Raw genomic sequence first — 17026 nt, 5'->3', positions numbered from 1 at the left:
AAAGGCACCTCGACCCGGAGCGGGGAATGGTCCATCTTGCGGGCCATTCCCCGCTTTCCCTCATGTGATCGGTACCGTTATGGATCCCGCCCCCGAACAACGCCTTTTCGAAGAGCGTCTGGCCGACCTGGAAAGCCGCCTTGCCCATCACGAGCGCATGGCAGAGGAGATGTCGGAAGTCATCTTCGCCCAGGGCCAGACCATCGACCGCCTGACCGCCCAGTTGAGGCGCATGCGCGACCGGATGGAAGCGGCTGAATATGCCATCGCCTCCCCGCAGGACGACCGGCCCCCGCCGCATTACTGACGACGGTCCGGACGGGGGCGTTGCGAGCGCCCCCCGCCACGTCAGCCTTCAGACGAACCCCTCATAGACCACCTCCGTCATCATGCCTGTCGCCATGTGCAGCAGGTTGTGGCAGTGCAGCGGCCAGCGGCCGGGGTTGTCGGCGTCGAAGGCGACGGTGACGTTGCCCATCATCGGCACCAGGACGGTGTCGCGCACCGCCCCCGTCACCGGCCGTCCGTCGATGGCCAGCACCTGGAAATGATGGCCGTGCAGGTGCATGGGATGCGCCATCATCGACGCATTCTCGAAGGTCAGCTCGACCCGCTGGCCCTGGCGGACCACCAGGGGCCGATGCGAGCCGAAGGTCAGTCCGTCCAGGCTCCAGACATAGGGCATCATCGACCCGGTCAGCTGCATCCGCCGCGTCAGGTCGGTCGGCCGCGCCGCCAGCGGGGTCACGGCGACCAGTTGCCGTTCCAGCGACAGGTCCAGCGGCTCGGTCGCCGCCTGTCCGGTCGCGGCGATTTTCTCCACCGTGGCACCGGGGGTGGCGAGGATGATGCCGGTGCGCTGTACCGCCCCCTCGCGCAAGGCCAGGATCGGGAAGGCGCCACCCTCCGCCGGGATGGTCAGGCGGATGTCCAGCCGCTGGCCCATGCTCATCCCGAAGCGGCTGCCCGTCACCGGTTGCACCGGATTGCCGTCGGCGGCGATCACCTGCCCGCTCATCCGCCCGAGATCGAGATGGAAGGCGGTCGAGGTGGCGCCGTTGATGACGCGCAGCCGCACCCGCCCGCCCCGCTCCACCCGCAACACCTCCGGGTCGGCGAGCGTGCGGTCATTGGCGAGATAGGCGTCGTAATCCACGTCGTTCAGGTCCATCGCCATACCGCCGGACATATCATGAGCGGAGCCGTGGTTCATCCCGCCATGGTCCATCGAACCCGTGCCCATGGAGCCGTGATCCATGGAACCATGGCCCATCTGGCCATGCTCCATTTGGCCATGCCCGCCATGCGCCATTCCGCCGGCCGGCGCGCCCAGGGATGCCAGCAGTTCAGCCGGGTCGCGAAATGTAAGGTCATGCAGCAGGATGGTCACCTCCTGCTCGTCGGCGCGCAGATCCTCGGCGCTGCGGACCACCAGCGGGGCCGCCATCAGAAGCTGTTCCTGCATCCCATGGTGGGAGTGCATCCAATGGGTTCCGCTGCGCGGCGTGAAGTCGTAGCGGACCGACTCGCCGTTGCGGATCGCCGGACGATTCCGGTCGATGACGCCGTCCTGGACATAGGGCGGAGTCTGGCCGTGCCAGTGGATGACCGCATCCTCTCCCGCGCGGTTGGCGAGATCGACCACAAAGCGCCGGCCGGGGTCGAGGGTCAGTCCGGGGGTGCCGTCGGGCTGGCGGATGCCGAACACGCTGGCCGCCTTGCCGTTCACCTCAAGCGTGCGGCGGTCGACGGTCAGGCGGACCGTCTCGTCCACCGGGTTGGCGGCAATGACGGAGCGGGGAAAGGCGGGAAGCAAGGCGGCACAGCCACCGGCAACCGCCGTCGACAGCAAATGACGGCGCGAAAGCGCGAGAGTCATGACGGACTCCGGATGATCGAATGCAGAGGGGACGGTGGACGGCGCCGCGAACGCTCAGCGGCGCAAAAGCATCATCCCAGACGCGGCGGCGGCAGGTCGGGCCGCACCCCCAGCCCCTCACGCAGAGGCCCGGTTGCCCAGCGCAACAGCAGCCCCAGAGAGCCGGCCGGCGTCAACAGCCCGGCACTCGGCAAACCGACAACCATGGTGGCGCAGGCCATGCCGGCGCAGCAGGGCTGCATCGCATGATGCGTCCGGCCCGGCGTGTGACGACGGCCGTGATCCATTCCATCCATGTCGGTCGCGTGCGACACGCCGTGCATCGCGACGGCAGCCGGCGCGTCATGCGGACAGGCAGCAGCGGTGTCCCCCGACCACAGCAGAACGCCAAGCATCACGAGGACCAGCGCCCCCGCAATCCCGCTCAGCCTCCGCATCCAGTCGACGACGCACATCTGCCCCGCACCGCTCCCGCTAGTTCTCAGCCTTTTCAGATAGGTCCTCGGGTGGGGCCGGTCAACCGCTTCCAACCGCCGGACAGAGCCACTAACCATTCAGTCCTAGGCGTTTTCCCGAACATGGAACTGCAACACACCGCCCCTATATTGGCGCTCACCTGAAACCAACAGACCGTTTCCGAGATGTCCGCCTCCGCCCGTCCGGCAACCACCCCGCACACCGCGACCCGCCAGCTGCATTGCGCCTGCTGCGGCCGCCCCTTCGTCCGCCCATCCACGCGGGGGCCGGCACCGCTCTATTGCTCGGTGGATTGCCAGAAGCAGATGCGCGTCCGCACGCGGGTGTGGAGCCAGCGCGACGACTCCCCCTTCGGCCTGCGCCGCGCTTCTTAGTCCTTAGCGTATCTCGACGGTCGCGCTGTCGCTGCGGCCGTCGGCGTCCAGCACGGTGACCCTCACCACCCCCGGCCCGTCCGGACGCCACACGACTTCCCGCGCGATCGGCGATTGGGCGATGCGACGCCCATCGATCAGCCAGGAAAGCGGACGCCGCCCGCCGCTGGCGGTCAGGGTCATCGGCTCTCCCTTGCCGTCCGGTCCCAGCGCCTCCAGCACCATGTCGCTGACCGGAAATGTCAGGTGCAGCCTGTCGGTCTGGCGCGGCCCGGCCAGCTCCAGCTCGCCGGGCCGCAGGCGGCGCAGCAGTTCCGGCGGCGCCTCGTTCCTGACCGGGCCGGCGGGACGGCCACGCTCGGCCGGCAGCCGGTCGAACACCTCGAACAGCAACGGCGCCGCGGTATTGCGGCCGTAATGGTCGGGGCTGGGCGTGCCGTCCGGCCGTCCGACCCACACGCCGACCGTGTAGCGCCCGGTGACGCCGAAGGCCCAGGCATCGCGGAAGCCATAGCTGGTACCGGTCTTCAGCGCCACCGGACCGCTACCGCGCAGTTCCTGCGCCTGCACCACCCCCGGCGGAGGCGGGGAACCCTCCAGGATCGCCCTCACCTGCTGCGCCGCGGTCGCCGACAGCAACCGCTGCTCCATCCCGCCGGCTTCGTCAAGCCTGGTGCGCAGCGGCGCCACCAGCCCGTCGCGCGCCAGCCCGCTGTAGAGCATGGTTATGTCCCACAGGCTGATCGACGCCCCGCCCAGCGCCACCGGCAGCCCCGGCAGCGCCGTCCGGCCCGGCAGCACCAGCCGGGCGCCGGCCTTGCGCAGAGCCTCGGCGAAGCGCAGCGGCCCGACCCGGTCGAGCACCAGCACCGCCGGCACGTTCAGCGAGCGCTGCAAGGCCTCCATCACCGTCAGGTCGCCGGTGAAGCTGCGGTCGAAGTTGCGTGGCGCCCAGTCGCCGAAGCGGGTGGAGACGTCGGCGATCTGGGTCAGCGGATGAATGATGCCATCGTCGAAGCCCAGCCCATAGATGAAGGGTTTCAGCGCCGAGCCCGGCGAGCGCACCGCCCGCACCATGTCGATCGGACCCTGCCGCGTCTCGTCCAGCGCATTCGGACTGCCGAGATAGGCCAGCACCGAGCGGTCGCGGTTGTCGACCACCAGCACCGCCAGCCCGGCCTGCGGGTTCAGCGTCTCCGCCGCACGCCGCCCCAACGCCTCGACCGCCTGTTGCAGGGTGCCGTCGATGGTGGTGGCGATCTCCGCCCGGCCGGGGGTCGCACTGCGCAACCGGTCGGCCAGATGCGGGGCGGAGGCCGGCAGCGGCAGGCGGGCCGAGGGAACCGGCAGCGTCTTGGCCTCCGCTACCGCCTTGGGCGACAGCGCGCTCGCCTCTGCCACCCGGTCCAGCACCTTGTCGCGCGCCGCCTGCGCCCGCTCCGGGTAGCGGTCAGGCCGCAGGTGCGAGGGTGACTGCGGCAATGAGACCAGCAGCGCCGCCTCCGCCGCGTCCAGCTCCGTCGGCGCCTTGCCCAACAGCATCAGCGAGGCGGCACGGATGCCCTCGATGTTCCCGCCATAAGGGGCGAGCGTCAGATACATGCCGAGGATGTCGCGCTTGCTGTAACGCCATTCCAGCTGCGCCGCTCGCGCCGCCTCGATCAGTTTGGCGCCGAAGGTACGCGGTCGCGGCTCCAGCAGGCGGGCGACCTGCATCGTGATGGTGGAGGCACCGGAGACCACCCGCCCCGCCCCCAGATTCTGCCCCGCCGCCCGCAGCACCGCCAGCGGATCGACGCCGGCATGGCTTTCGAACCGCCGGTCCTCATAAGCCAGCAGCAGCTCGACGAACAGCGGCGAGACATCGTCCACCGTCGCCGGCAGCCGCCATACGCCCGCCCCGTTGGTGAAGACGCGCAGCGGCTGGCCCTTGCGGTCGGTGACCGTCACCGACAGGTCGGCCAGCCGGTCGAGCGGCGGCGGGAACAGCCGGTCGAGCAGCAGCGCCGTCCCCATCAGGGCGGCGACACCTGCCGCCGCCAGTCCCACCCGCCTTACCCAGACGTTACGCACCCAAACCCGCGCCAATCGTCACTCCGCCGGACGGACGGTGATCCGCCCGGTGGTCTGGCGGGCGAAGAAGCGCGGCTTGTACATGTCCTCCACCGTCGCACCCGGCAGTTCATAGGTGCCGGGGGTGATGGCGCGGACGATGAAGGCCAGCTTGAAGGTCTGCTGGTCCTCCGTCAGGTCCACCGCGGCGACATAGCGGTCGTCGCGCGCCTCGGTCGTGCGGGTGTAGCTCAGGTCGCCCAGCCACGCCATCTCCTCCGGCGTGCCGCCGCCCAGCTTGGCGTTCTCGATCTCCCAGCCGGCGGGCAGCGCATGGGTCACCATGCCCTGGTGGAACAGTTTGGTGTTGGCCTCGCCCTCCAGCACGACGACGAACACGTCGTTCTGCTTGATGGTGTCGAGGTTCAGCACCTCGCCCTTGCGGGTGAAGAAGTTGCGCTTGATGCGCAGCCCTTCGCGCGCCGCCGGCTGCGGCGCCACCGGCACGCCGGACAGCGACACCGCCTGCCAGACCGCCGCCTTGCCGGAATTGGCGACCGGGATGCCGGCCTTCAGCTGGGCCAGCGTCGGGGTCAGATCGACCCGCGCGCCGTCCTTCTTCGCACCGCCCAGCGTCATCTCCGCCTTGGCCGGCGCGCCGCGCAGCAGCGCATCGGCGGCCAGCACCGACCACGCCTTTTCCTGCGTATTGGTGCGGTTGGCGGCGGTAGCCGAGGCCGGCAGGCGGTCGATCAGGGCCGGAATGCGGTTGCCGGCCATGTTGACCTCGGTCATCAGCGCCACCAGCGCCGCGGCATCGCGGACGGTGGAGCCGTAATCGACATGCCATTCCTCGCGCGCCAGATGGCCGACCGCGCTGTCGAAGGCGCTGGCCGCCCGTTCCTGGTCGCCCATGCGGGCCAGTGCCGCCCCCAGCTGCCCCTTGGCGAGCGGCGTCGGCAGCTTCTCCAATGCCGTGTCGTGCAGGTAGCGCGCCGGCCCCGGCAGCGACACGCCGGCCAGCGCCAGCGTGTGCAGAGCATAGGCGCGCACCGCCAGTTCGTTCGGCTCCGACGCGCTGGCGATCGCGCGCTGACGCAGCCAGTTCAGGGCGTCGGTCAGCGGCTTGTCGGGAACCGCCTCGCCCTTCTGCTTGGCGCGGACCAGGAACTCGGTGGCGTAGGCGCTCAGCCAGCCGTCGGCCTCGTCATTGGCGCCCCACAGGCCGAAGGCGCCGTCGAAGCGCTGCTTGTCCAGCGTGCGGGAGATCGCCTGCTGGACGCGGGCCTCCAGCCCGTCGTCGGGCTTGCGGTCCTTGCCCAGCGCCAGTTCCACGTCGCGCACCACCAGCAGCGGCAGGGCGCGGCTGACCGTCTGTTCCAGGCAGCCGAACGGATAGCGGTCGAGCGCCCGCAGGATGCCGGCGACATCGAAGGGTGGTGCTGTGGTGAAGCTTGCTGACCAGCTGGTGGTACCCGGCAGATAGGTGGCAAGCTCCGCCCCGTCGAAACGGACGCTCTCGCCCGGTGCGATCTGGCGGGTGACAAACTGCGTCTCCACCGCGCGCGCCGGGCGCACGGTGATGCCGTAGTCATGGTTCAGCGCCAGATTTTCCGGTCCCTTCACCGCCACGGCGACATGGCCGATGCCGGCGGCAACGCCCTTCAGCGGCACGATCAGCGTCTTGCGTTCGCCCTTCGCCAACGGGACGGACAGGTTGCCTCCCTCCACCGCCACTGCGTCCTGGGCGGTGACGGCGACCTCATAGGTGCCGGCCGCCGCCTCGACATTGTGCAGGGACAGGGTGACCCGGCTGTCGTCGCCGGGGGCGAGGAAGCGCGGCAGAATGGCATCAGCCACCAGCGGATCACGCACCGTCACCGGCCCGGCGGCGGAACCGACCCGGCCGCGGCTGTAGGCGACCGCCATCAGCCGAAGCTCACCGTTGAAGTCCGGCACGTCGAAGCCGATGCGGGCGGTGCCGTCGGCGCCGACCTTCACCGGCCCATGGAACAGCGAGACCACGGTGAAGGGCACCACCGGCAGCCCGGCGCCGCTGGAATCGCCGCCCTGGCGCATGGCGCCATAGGGGCCGTCCAGCGGGTCGATCAGCCGGCCGTAATCGTCACGGATGTCCAGCCCCAGCCGGCGCTTGCCGAAATAATGCTTCTCCGGCTGCGGGCTGACAAAGTCGGTCAGGCGCAGGATGCCCTCGTCCACCGCGGCCAGCGTGACATAAGTGTCTTCAATCGATCCGCCATCGGCGGCGGCGACCTTCACCCCGACCTCCAGCCGGCTGCGCGGCCGCATCACCTGCGGTGCGTCGAGCGACACCGTCATCGTGCGCACCGACGGATCGACGCCGACCCAGGCGACGCCCATGGCGCGCACCGGCTGACGCTCGCGGCCCTTGACCGGCGGACGGTAAGCGGTGGCGGTGACATAGGCGCCGGGCCCCCAGGCGGCATCGACCGGGATTTCCACCGTCGCCCCCTCGGCCGGAACCGAGATGGTCCGCACGTCGAAGATGCGGTCGGTCGCCACCGTCACCAGCATCTCGCCGGCGAAGGGCGGCGCCACGCGGATACGGGCGGTCTCACCTGGCCTGTAGGACTGCTTGTCGGTCGAAACCTCCAGCTTGTCCGGGATATCGGCGGTCTCGTCGCCGCTCGCCCAGCCGGAATAGAAGCGGTAGGAACTGGCGACGCCCGCCGCCTTGTCCGTCACCTCCAGCCGGTAGCGGCCGAAGTCGCGCTTGCCCAGCGCCACCAGCGCCGGCTTGTCAGCCCCGACATCGACAGTGCCGGAGGCCAGCGGCACGTCACGCACCGTGGCGTTGTAGCTGTAGCGGCCATCGCGGCGGAACCAGACGAAGGAAACCCGCTCCTCCACCAGTTCCCACTTGATGCCAGGCTTGGCGATGGCGCTGCCGTCCGGCGCCACGGCAACCAGATCGAACGCGGCGTCGCCGCCCTCGCCGACGCGCCCATCGGAGAAGCGCGGGCGCAGACCCAGCGCATGGGTCTTCGGCCGCACCGGCACGCTGACCGACTTGCGAACCGGGCGCCCGCCCGGCTCCGACAGGGTAACGCGGATATCGGCACGCAGCGGCTTGCTGGTATCCGGCACCTCCGGCAGGGTCACGGCGACGTGCGACACGCCCTGCTCGTCGGTGGTCGGGAATTCCAGCGGGTCGAGCCGCTCGGTCGGATTGTCCTGCACCCGGCCGAAGCGATAGTCCTTGAAGGCCGGATAGGGCATCGGGTCCGTCTTCAGCGCCACCTCGGCGGTGCCGTCCAGACCGGCAGCCGGCGGGCCGTAGAGGAAGCGGCCCTGCGCCGTCACCTCGAAGGGCTGGCCCGGCACCAGGATCGGCGCGCTGGCCGTCACGTCGAGCGCCAGCTTGATCGGCACGAAATCCTCGACCTGGAAGGATCCGCGACCGATCGGCTCGCCCTTCGGGTCGCTGTAGACCAGCACCTCCCAGCCGCCGAGCGGCGCGGTGCGGGTCAGGCTCAGCGGCAGGAAGAAGCCGCCGGCCTCCTGACCTTTCAGGGCGCCGCTGAAATATTCGGTGCCGCTGGGGCGCAGGACCTTCACCGTCAGCGGGAAGTTGTCGACCGCCTCGGTCTTGTCGTCGCGCAGCAGGATCGACAGGTTCACCGTCTCGCCCTGACGGTAGACGCCGCGGTCGGCATAGACGAAGGCGTCCATCGGCCCCGGCGCCGGACGACCGCCAACCCCGCGATCGCTGAGGTCGAAGGCGGCGCCGGTCAGATCCTGCATGGCGAAATCGGTGCCGAGATAGGCCATCACCATCTCGGGCGCGTTGCCGCCGGTCTTCAGCAGGCCGGGCGCGAAGCGGGCGCGGCCGAACTCGTCGGTCTTGGCACGGGCCAGTTCGGAATTGTTGCGGGCAACCAGAGCGACATCCACCCCCGGCAGCGGCTTGGCGCTGCCGAAGGAGCGGGCGAACACGGTCAGCCCGTCGGCGCCACGGAAGCTGGTCAGGCCGATGTCGGACAGCAGGACCCACTGGGTCGCCAGCGCCTCCCAGCGGTCAGCGTCCTCCACATCATGCGGACGGGCGGTGACGACATACAGGCCGGCCTTGGGATCGTCGCCCACGGCTTGGCGGAACGGGATCGCCGCAGTGGTGTCGCGGTTGCGCTCCCCCTTCACGTCCAGCGAGCCGGACCAGACCAACTCGCCATTCTCCTGGGCGAGCCGGTCGGCGGAATAGCTGGTCAGCTCGTTGAAGATGTTGCCTTCATACTTGTTGGAGACCAGAGCCCTATCGCCGATGCGGTAGACCGACACGTCCAACCGGTCGGTATTGACGCTGACCACCGGGATACCATCGGCGCCCTTGCGCGGCAGGATGTAGGCGGAGCCGCGGAAGGCAGCCATCGACGGCCGGTCGGGCACGCGCACGCGCTGGGTCTCGTCGGCCTTCAGGTTCACGCCGTCCTCGCCGGGCAGTCCCTGGCGCAAGGTGACGGCATAGCCGGCGCCATGGGTGACGCCACGCAGGCACAGGCTGTTCTCGCGCGTCTCGATCGCGATCTTGGTCGGCGGCTCGATGCGGATATAGTCGTCGAATCGCACGCCCTGCTTGCCGCTCAGCCGGTCGTTGAACTGGAAGCAGACCCGCGGGCTGCTGCCTTCCGGGTTGACGGTGACGCCGGTCATCACCAGCCCGGCCTTGCGGCGGAGCGCGACGATGCGCTCCTCCAGCTTCGGCGCCTGGGTGTCCAGCGTCGCCGCTTCCATCTTCGGTGCGATTTCCTGGATCGCCTTCAGCGCCTTCACCGCCTCGTCCGGCTTGCCGAACGCCTCGTCCATCAGGGTGGCGATGCGCCAGAGAATTGCGACGCGTTCTTCGTCCTTCGGGTTGAACTGCCCGGCCATCACGGCGCTTTGCAGCGCGCGGTCCTTGTTCGGCGGGGTGGCGGCCTGCCAGGCGGCGCTCAGTTCCAGCCAGACCGACGGCGATCCGCCACCCTGGGTGATGGTCTTCTCATAGGCCTGGATGGCGCCGGCCATGTCCTTGCGGTCGCGGGCGGCGCGGGCCTGCTTCAGCAGATCGGCGATCACCTGCGGCTTCGGCTGTGGCGGCGATTTCAGCAGCAAACTGTTGGCATAGGCGGAGGCATCGGCCAGCGCCCCCGGCGGGGTGTAGTCGGCCCGCACCGGACCGGCTGCGATAGCCATCACCACCAGAACCCAGAAGAGCGTCAGCAGCCGTGCCATTTTATCGCCTTACAACCGTAAGCAGGAGCGCTCCGGTTATAACGCCGATAATCAGTGGGTTGCGATAGGCCGAACCGCCGATGCACCGTTCGAACGTATAGGTCCCGGGACGCTTGCCGGCTAATTCCTTTCCACCAACACTTGTCCACAGCCGGTGGATCGGGTAACGATCCGATCCTCGGGGCTGCATAATGATCCAAACCGATGCTGGCACGGTGCCGCAGGCTGCAGGAACGGTGGGGGCTGGCGCTTGCGATCGCGCTGACCCTGAGCCTGTTCGTCCGCCTTGCCGCACCCTATGCCGGCGCGGCTGACCATGACGGCTACGTCGCGATCTGTACCGGCAGCGAACTCGTCTATCTGCCGGTGGACCAGGACGGCGTCCCGTTGCCGGACGGCAAGGCGCCCGACCAGCCCGACCTCTCCCCGCTTCATCTGCCCTGCAACTGGCTCGGGCAGTATGTCGTCGTGTTGCCGGTCCTCCAGCTGCTCCTCCTGCCCACCGAGGGCCTGCTGCCTCCGGAACAGCCGAAGCCGGACGAGACATATCGCCCGCAGAGTCTGAAGCCCTTCCACTCCCAGGCCCCGCCATCTGATCGCCATCCGAAGCACTGAACCGCCCGCTCGCCGGGCGATCTTTGTCGCGACGACCGACTGGGCAAATCATGACTCAAACTCTGCAAGGCGGAGCGATCGGCTCTGCCCTCTATCGTACTATTTGGCGCTGGCATTTCTTCGCCGGGCTGATCTGCGCCCCCATCGTCATCCTGCTCGCCGTCACCGGCGGCATCTATCTGTTCAAGGACCAGATCAACGACAGCCTGCATGCCGACCTGCGCATCGTTTCCCCCCGAAGCACCGAGCGGCTGGCGCCCTCCGCCCTGGTCGCCAGGGCGCTGGAGGCCCATCCGGGGACGCTCAAGGGCTATGCCCCGCCGGCGGCACCGGACCGCGCCGCCGAGGTGAGGATCCTCGGATCCGACGGGTTGAAGGACATCGTCTATATCGATCCCTATGACGGCCGGGTGCTGGGCAGCCTGTGGGATGGCGGATTCGCTGGATCGCCGTCCATGTATGTGGTGCGCAAGCTGCACAGCCTGCAATATGTCGGCTGGTTCGCGGAACGCATCGTCGAGGGCGTCGCCGGCTGGATGGTGCTGATGACCGCCTCCGGCATCTATCTCTGGTGGCCGCGCGGTCAGCAGAAGGGCGGTATCGTCACGGTGCGCGGACGGCCGGGCAAGCGCCTGTTCTGGCGCGACCTGCATGCCGTCACCGGCATCTTCGTCAGCGTCGCCATCGTTTTCCTGGCGATGACCGGCCTGCCCTGGTCGGGTTACTGGGGCAAGTCCTTCTACAGCTTCTCCTATGCAGTCGGCATGGGAATGCCGGACGGCTATTGGGACAAGTACCCGGTCTCCACCGTCCCGCTGAAGGACACCATCGACCATGCCCCCTGGATCGTCGAGAATCAGCCGACGCCGCTGTCCACGACAACGTCCGGGGTTCCGGCGAAGCTGGACGACGTGGTACGCACGGTCGACGGGCTGGGGATGGCGCCGGGCTATGCCATCGTCTTCCCGGCCACGCCCGATGGCGTCTTCACCGCATCCGTCTATCCCAACGACATCACCGGAGAGCGGGTGGTCCATCTCGACCAGTATTCGGGCAAGGTGCTGTTCGACATGCGGCTGAAGGATCTCGGCCTATTCGGCAGGCTGGCGGAATGGGGCATCAGCATCCACATGGGCCAGGCCTTCGGGCTTGCCAACCAGTTGATCCTGCTGGCTTCACTGATGGCGATGGTGGGGTTGGTGGTTTCGGGAACGGTGATGTGGTGGAAGCGCCGCCCGGCGGGCAGCCTTGCCGCCCCGCGCCTGCCCGCCGGAACCACGGTTCCGAAGACGCTGATCCTTATGACGGTCGCGGCCGGCCTGTTCTTCCCGATGGTGGGGATTTCGATGCTTGCCTTCGCCGCCATCGAAGCCGCCGCCTACGGCGTCCGCTCACTTCGCATGGCCTGAGCGGCCTCCAGCGCGGAGCGGACGAAGGCCCGCTCCGCCAGACTGCGATGGCGGTCGCGGTGACGGACCAGATGGAAGGGGCGGGACGGCAGGTCCAGCCCCTCCAGCGCGACGATGCGGCCGGCCGCCAAATCCTCCGCCAGGATCAGGTCGGACAGCACACCCACCCCAACCCCGGCCAGCAGTGCGGACCGGATGATACCGCCGCCCGGCAGCGTCATCGCAACCTCCAGCCCGCCGGGGTCGAGCCCCACACCGCGAATCGCCGCCTCGAACAGCGCGCGCGTGCCGGAGCCGGACTCGCGCAGGATCCAACGGCCGGCCATCAGGGTGTCGCGATCCACCCGTCCGAGCGATGCCCAGGGATGCCGGGCTCCGACCACCAGCCGCAGCCGGTCACCGTCGATCGGCTCGCTGACCAAGGCCGAATCGGTCACCACCCCCTCGGCGATGCCCAGTTCGGCACGGCCGTCGCGCACCGCCTCAGCCACCTGTTCGGTGTTGCCGATGGACAGATCCACGCGGATGCCGGGATAGGCCTCGGCGAAGCGCAGCAGCCGCGGCGGCAGCCAGTGATTGCCGACCGTCTGGCTCGCCGCCAGCCGCAGCGCGCCGCGCGACAGGCCGGACAGCTCGGCCAGCATGGTGCCGGCCTCTTCCACCTTCGCCAGGATGGCGCGGGCCTGCCCATGGAGCAGTTGCCCGGCGGCGGTCAGTTCCACCCGGCGGCCGATGCGGTCGAACAGGCGCAGGCCATGCTCCGCCTCCAGGGCGGCGATGGCGGCGCTGACCGCCGGCTGCGACAGGTGCAAAACCTCCGCCGCGCGGGTGAAGTGCAGCATCTCCGCCACCGTGGCGAAGATGCGCAGTTGCTCCAGCGTCACGCGAACAGCCCGGTGAAGGGCAGGAAATCGACCAGATCGCCAGGATTCACCACGGTGGCCTCGGCCGGCATGTCGACCAGCCCATCGGCCTCCACCATGGAGGTCAGCACGCCGGAGCTGTTGCTGGGGAATTTGATCGCGACCGGACGGCCATCTTCGCCCCGCTCCAGCCGGGCGCGCAGGAACTCGCGGCGACCGGGCTTCTTGGTGAAGGTGAAGTCGGCGACCACCAGACTGCGGGGCGTGGCGATGCTGCTGGCCCCCGACAGGCGCAGAACCAGCGGCCGGCCGACCAGCAGGAAGGTGACCATCGCCGACACCGGATTGCCGGGCAACCCCAGGAAGGGCGTGTCGCCAACCCGGCCGAGCGCCAGCGGCTTGCCCGGCTTGATCGCCAGCGTCCACAAATCGATGGAGCCGAGCGCATTGACCGCCGCCTTGACATGGTCCTCCTCGCCGACCGACACGCCGCCGCTGGTGACGATCAGGTCGGCGGTGCCGGCGGCCTCCGCCAGCGCGGCGCGGGTGGCGTCCGGCCGGTCGGGCAGGATGCCGAGGTCGCGCACCTCCACTCCCAACGCGTCGAGCTGGGCGGCCAGCGTGTAGCGGTTGGCGTCATAGATGGCGTGGTCGGGCTTGGGCATTCCCGGCTCCCGCAGCTCGTCGCCGGTGGAGAACAGCACCACGGACAGCCGCTTGCGCACCGTCAGGCTGGAGCGGCCGACCGCAGCGGCCAGCCCGACTTCCTGCGCGCGCATGCGCTGGCCGGGATGCAGCACCACCGCACCCGCCACCATGTCCTCCCCCGCGAGCCGGACGTTGGCGCCGCGCTTCAGCGATGCCGGGACCAGCACCGCATCGCCGTCGGACCGGCAATCCTCCTGCATCGCAATGGTGTCGACGCCGGCCGGGACCGGCGCGCCGGTGAAGATGCGCACCGCCTGCCCCGCCACGACCGCGCCGTCGAACTTGGATCCGGCCGGCACCCGTCCGACGACCTCCAACCGCCGGAAGCTCTCCCCCGCCTCGGCGGCGAAGGCCCAACCGTCCATGGCGGAAACGTCGGCCGGCGGCACATTGACCGGCGCCACCACCTCCTCCGCCAGCACGCGGCCGAGCGCCTGTCGCAGCGGCACCTCCTCCGTCCCGGTCACCGCACCATAGCCCTGCGCGATGCGCGCGACCGCCTCGTCCAACGACAGGGGAATGGGGCCGTGTGCGGAGCAGTCGTCCATGATCTCGATGTCCTTGATGAATGGGCCGGGATGGGGCGGGCCAGGATGAGGCAGGTTGGCGGCCTTCCTATCGTCAAATGCAGCCCAGGCCTTTGATCGGCGTCAAGGCTCTGTTTGGATATTCCCGTATTTCGGCGCCTTAGGCCGTCTCCACCCGCAGCCAGTCCAGATAAGCCGGGTTGCCGCGCCCCAGCGCCAGTTCGACGACGCAGGGCGTGTCAAAGCTGTGCAGTTCGCGCACGCGGACGGTCAGGCGGTCGAACAGGGAGGATCGGGTCTTGGCGATCAGCACCGCTTCCTCGGCCTGCTCCACGGCACCGTTCCAGCGATAGACGGAGGTCATGCCGTCCAGCACGTTGGCACAGGCGGCCAGCCGCTCCTCGACCAGACTGCGGCCGATGCGCAGGGCTTCCTCCTTCGAAGCGGCGGTGATGTAGGCGAAGACCAGATCGTCCTTGCTGTCATCCGGATTGGTTTCCGGCATGGGGAAGGCTCCCTCCTTTTCGATGCACCTGTGCTGCGCTTTCGCGTAGGATGCCCGCACTTTGCCACAGCCCCTGCCGGGGCCGGCAACCCTCTGTCCGATCCCGTATCCGCAAGAGCAGCCCGTCCCATGGCCAAGCCCCGCCGTTCCTCGTCCCGCAGCACCCCGTCCGACGTCCAGGGGGCGTGGCTGCGCCGCGGTCTGGACCAGCCGGGCGGCAAGCTGCCCCTGTTCGACGAGCGTGGGCAGCGGGTGAAGAAGCCGACAGTGGAAGCCTGCCTGAAGGCGGGATGGGCGGAGCGCTGGTTCGACAACCCGCTGAAGCCGGACTGGCTGGTCTGCCGCCTGACGGAGGCTGGCCGCACAGCTCTGGAGGGTCATAGCCGCAGCGACGCCGCCCCGGCCGGCGAGGCGGAGGAGGATGCGCGGCAAGGCGCACTGATTTAAGGGGCTTCTCAGGTCGGTCTACTGCGCCGCCTGCGCAATGCCGTTTTCGCGCTTGATCCGCAGTTGGCGGTCGACCTCGGCCTGGAGCTGGCGCGGCGTCACCGGCTTATGCAGTACCGCGACGCCATGGGCCGAGGCATCGGCCAACGTGTCGGCGCCGGTTTCCCCGGTCAGGATCAGCGCGGGAACCTCCTCACCGTAGCGCCCGCGTACGCGGCGGATCACCTCGGTGCCGACGCGTCCCTCGCGCAGCCGGTAATCGGCAATGACGATGTCCGGCACCCGCCCCAGCGACTCCAGCCGGTCCATCGCCCGGTCGGCGCTGTCAGCGGCGACGACGCGGAAGCCCCATTCGGTCAGCACCGTCTGCAAGCCCAGCAGCACCACCGCGTCGTCATCGACCAGCACAGCCAGCCGCGGCCGGTCAATGGCCGGCGGCCGTTCCGGCCCCCCTGCCCGTCCGGCCAGGAAGCGAGCCGGAGCCAGCGGCACCAGCACACGGAAGGCCGAGCCCTGCCCCTGCACCGACCGCACCTGCACCGGATGGTCGAGCAGCTGCGACAGCCGCCGCACAATGGCGAGCCCAAGACCCAGCCCGCGCAGCCGGTCACGCTCCGGATTGCCGACCTGATGGAATTCTTCGAAGATGCGGTCGAGATGTTCGGGCGGGATACCGATGCCGGTGTCCTGCACCTCGATGGCCAGCCGGTCGCCCTCCGGCCCGGCATCGATGCGGCAGCGGATGCGGATGGCCCCGGCCTCGGTATAGCGCAACGCATTGTCGACCAGATTGCGCAGCAGTTGCATCAGCAGGCCGCGGTCGCTGCGCAGCACCGCCTCGCAGCTCTCCACCCGCCAGACCAGACCCTTGGCGGTCGCCTGCTCGCCATAGGCGGTGTCCAGCGCGTCAGTGAGTTCGCTGACCTCAAAGGTGTCCAGCACCGGCGTCACCACGCCGGCCTCCAGACGCGACACCTCCAGCAACCCGTCCAGCAGGCCCTTCATGGTGTCCAGCCCCTGGTCGAGCCGGGATAGCAGATCGCGACCGTTATGGTCGCCGACATGACGGGCGAGTGCGGCGGACAGGAAGAACAAGGCCTGGAGAGGCTGGCGGAGGTCGTGGCTGGCAGCGGCGAGGAACTTGGACTTGGCGAGGTTTGCGCGCTCGGCTTCCTCCCGGGCGGCATCGCGCTCCGCTTCCAGCGACTGAAGGCGATGAATGAGACTCATGCTTCGACCACGGCTCTCACGGAGGATGATGGGGGTCCCGAAGGCGCCCCGTTTCCATTTTTGAACAGAACCGGGGTTAATGTTAAACTGCATTAACCATAATCATGCTGCAGCGCGCAACCCCTCCCAGGCATATGTGCCGCATGGGCAGGGTCCATGAAGAAAAGGTTAATGCCGGTTCATATGCGAAAGCCCCGGCAATTTTCCGGGGCTTTCCGCATTCGGGACTCGATTGGCGAAGCTGCGCCAACCGCCGTGGGCAAACCTTTCGAGACGCAGTCCGTCAGAAACCCCGACGGACCGCCATGTGGATCTCGCCACGGGTCAGTCCGATGTCGGACAGTTCGGCATCGGACATATGGTTCAGCTCATTTTCCGCACGGTAAAGTGCAATCCGTTCGCGGACCCAATGAACGGCACGTTGAAAGAGGGTGTTTTCCTTTGTTCCGGCCGCAAACAATTCACCGGACGAAGACTGCATCGAAGAGTAGGCCATGGTGATCTCCTGCGCTTGGCGCTGATTACATGAGCCTATTTTGCCTTTTGCAGTCGCGAAATCAATGATCCACCCTCTGCGGTCCGGCGGCGGCAGACCTGCACGGATTCGATAGAACATTCGTACGCAGATCAACGCGGACACAAAAAAACGCGCGGAGGTTTCCCCCCGCGCGTCTTCCGGAACAACGG

14 protein-coding genes are annotated in these 17026 nt (G+C 68.6%); 5 read left to right on the top strand and 9 right to left on the bottom strand.

The window, feature by feature from the left end:
• Window positions 1-79 precede the first annotated feature (79 nt).
• Window positions 80-307, top strand: a complete 228-nt coding sequence (locus J2848_RS02265) for a SlyX family protein (RefSeq protein ID WP_149230817.1) — start codon at window positions 80-82, stop codon at window positions 305-307.
• A 48-nt stretch (window positions 308-355) separates the two neighbouring features.
• On the opposite strand, the gene J2848_RS02260 is transcribed toward J2848_RS02265, so the two are convergent.
• Together J2848_RS02260 and J2848_RS02255 are read right to left on the bottom strand one after the other, a co-directional pair.
• On the bottom strand, window positions 356-1879 hold the full coding sequence (locus tag J2848_RS02260; protein WP_149230816.1) for a multicopper oxidase family protein: 1524 nt from the start codon (window positions 1877-1879) through the stop codon (window positions 356-358).
• A 71-nt stretch (window positions 1880-1950) separates the two neighbouring features.
• The gene (locus J2848_RS02255) at window positions 1951-2334 is read right to left on the bottom strand and encodes a hypothetical protein (RefSeq protein WP_149230815.1); all 384 of its coding nucleotides are present in this window, start codon (window positions 2332-2334) and stop codon (window positions 1951-1953) included.
• A gap of 186 nt (window positions 2335-2520) precedes the next feature.
• On the opposite strand from J2848_RS02255, the gene J2848_RS02250 reads away from it, so the two are divergent.
• On the top strand, window positions 2521-2730 hold the full coding sequence (locus J2848_RS02250) for a hypothetical protein (protein ID WP_149230814.1): 210 nt from the start codon (window positions 2521-2523) through the stop codon (window positions 2728-2730).
• A 3-nt stretch (window positions 2731-2733) separates the two neighbouring features.
• Here the strand turns inward: J2848_RS02250 and pbpC are convergent, their stop codons facing one another.
• Both pbpC and J2848_RS02240 read right to left on the bottom strand, forming a co-directional pair.
• Window positions 2734-4818 carry a penicillin-binding protein 1C gene (pbpC, locus tag J2848_RS02245; RefSeq protein ID WP_170307004.1) on the bottom strand — a complete coding sequence of 695 codons (2085 nt, stop codon included), beginning with the start codon at window positions 4816-4818 and terminating at the stop codon, window positions 2734-2736.
• Window positions 4819-4821: 3 nt separating this feature from the next.
• Complete coding sequence (locus J2848_RS02240; protein ID WP_149230813.1) at window positions 4822-10035, bottom strand: alpha-2-macroglobulin family protein; 5214 nt, start codon at window positions 10033-10035, stop codon at window positions 4822-4824.
• Between the two features lie 204 nt (window positions 10036-10239).
• Here J2848_RS02240 and J2848_RS02235 point away from each other — a divergent pair, with 204 nt between their 5' ends.
• The gene (locus J2848_RS02235; protein ID WP_149230812.1) at window positions 10240-10650 is read left to right on the top strand and encodes a hypothetical protein; all 411 of its coding nucleotides are present in this window, start codon (window positions 10240-10242) and stop codon (window positions 10648-10650) included.
• Window positions 10651-10700: 50 nt separating this feature from the next.
• Complete coding sequence (locus tag J2848_RS02230) at window positions 10701-12059, top strand: PepSY-associated TM helix domain-containing protein (protein ID WP_149230811.1); 1359 nt, start codon at window positions 10701-10703, stop codon at window positions 12057-12059.
• Here the strand turns inward: J2848_RS02230 and J2848_RS02225 are convergent.
• From J2848_RS02225 to cutA, 3 genes are all read right to left on the bottom strand, one after another.
• Complete coding sequence (locus tag J2848_RS02225; RefSeq protein WP_149230810.1) at window positions 12029-12943, bottom strand: LysR substrate-binding domain-containing protein; 915 nt, start codon at window positions 12941-12943, stop codon at window positions 12029-12031. The genes J2848_RS02230 and J2848_RS02225 overlap by 31 nt on opposite strands.
• A complete protein-coding gene (locus J2848_RS02220) occupies window positions 12940-14178 on the bottom strand; it encodes a molybdopterin molybdotransferase MoeA (protein WP_149230809.1) in 1239 nt (412 codons plus the stop codon). Before J2848_RS02220 ends, J2848_RS02225 begins: the two co-directional genes overlap by 4 nt.
• Before the next feature lie 139 nt (window positions 14179-14317).
• Window positions 14318-14662: a divalent-cation tolerance protein CutA gene (gene cutA, locus J2848_RS02215; protein WP_149230808.1), complete on the bottom strand. Its 345-nt coding sequence runs from the start codon at window positions 14660-14662 to the stop codon at window positions 14318-14320.
• Between the two features lie 129 nt (window positions 14663-14791).
• Here cutA and J2848_RS02210 point away from each other — a divergent pair, with 129 nt between their 5' ends.
• Window positions 14792-15109 carry a hypothetical protein gene (locus tag J2848_RS02210; RefSeq protein ID WP_149230807.1) on the top strand — a complete coding sequence of 106 codons (318 nt, stop codon included), beginning with the start codon at window positions 14792-14794 and terminating at the stop codon, window positions 15107-15109.
• An 18-nt stretch (window positions 15110-15127) separates the two neighbouring features.
• Here the strand turns inward: J2848_RS02210 and J2848_RS02205 are convergent, their stop codons facing one another.
• Both J2848_RS02205 and J2848_RS02200 read right to left on the bottom strand, forming a co-directional pair.
• Window positions 15128-16339: an ATP-binding response regulator gene (locus J2848_RS02205; protein ID WP_149230806.1), complete on the bottom strand. Its 1212-nt coding sequence runs from the start codon at window positions 16337-16339 to the stop codon at window positions 15128-15130.
• A gap of 283 nt (window positions 16340-16622) precedes the next feature.
• Window positions 16623-16955, bottom strand: coding sequence for a DUF1127 domain-containing protein (locus tag J2848_RS02200; RefSeq protein WP_149230805.1), 333 nt, complete (start codon window positions 16953-16955; stop codon window positions 16623-16625).
• Between the last annotated feature and the right edge of the window lie 71 nt (window positions 16956-17026).

It is taken from the genome of Azospirillum lipoferum (genome assembly GCF_024170005.1).
Lineage (GTDB): Bacteria > Pseudomonadota > Alphaproteobacteria > Azospirillales > Azospirillaceae > Azospirillum > Azospirillum lipoferum.
The sequence above is the reverse complement of the archived record's forward strand: the minus strand, read 5'-3'. Positions and strand labels throughout refer to the sequence as shown.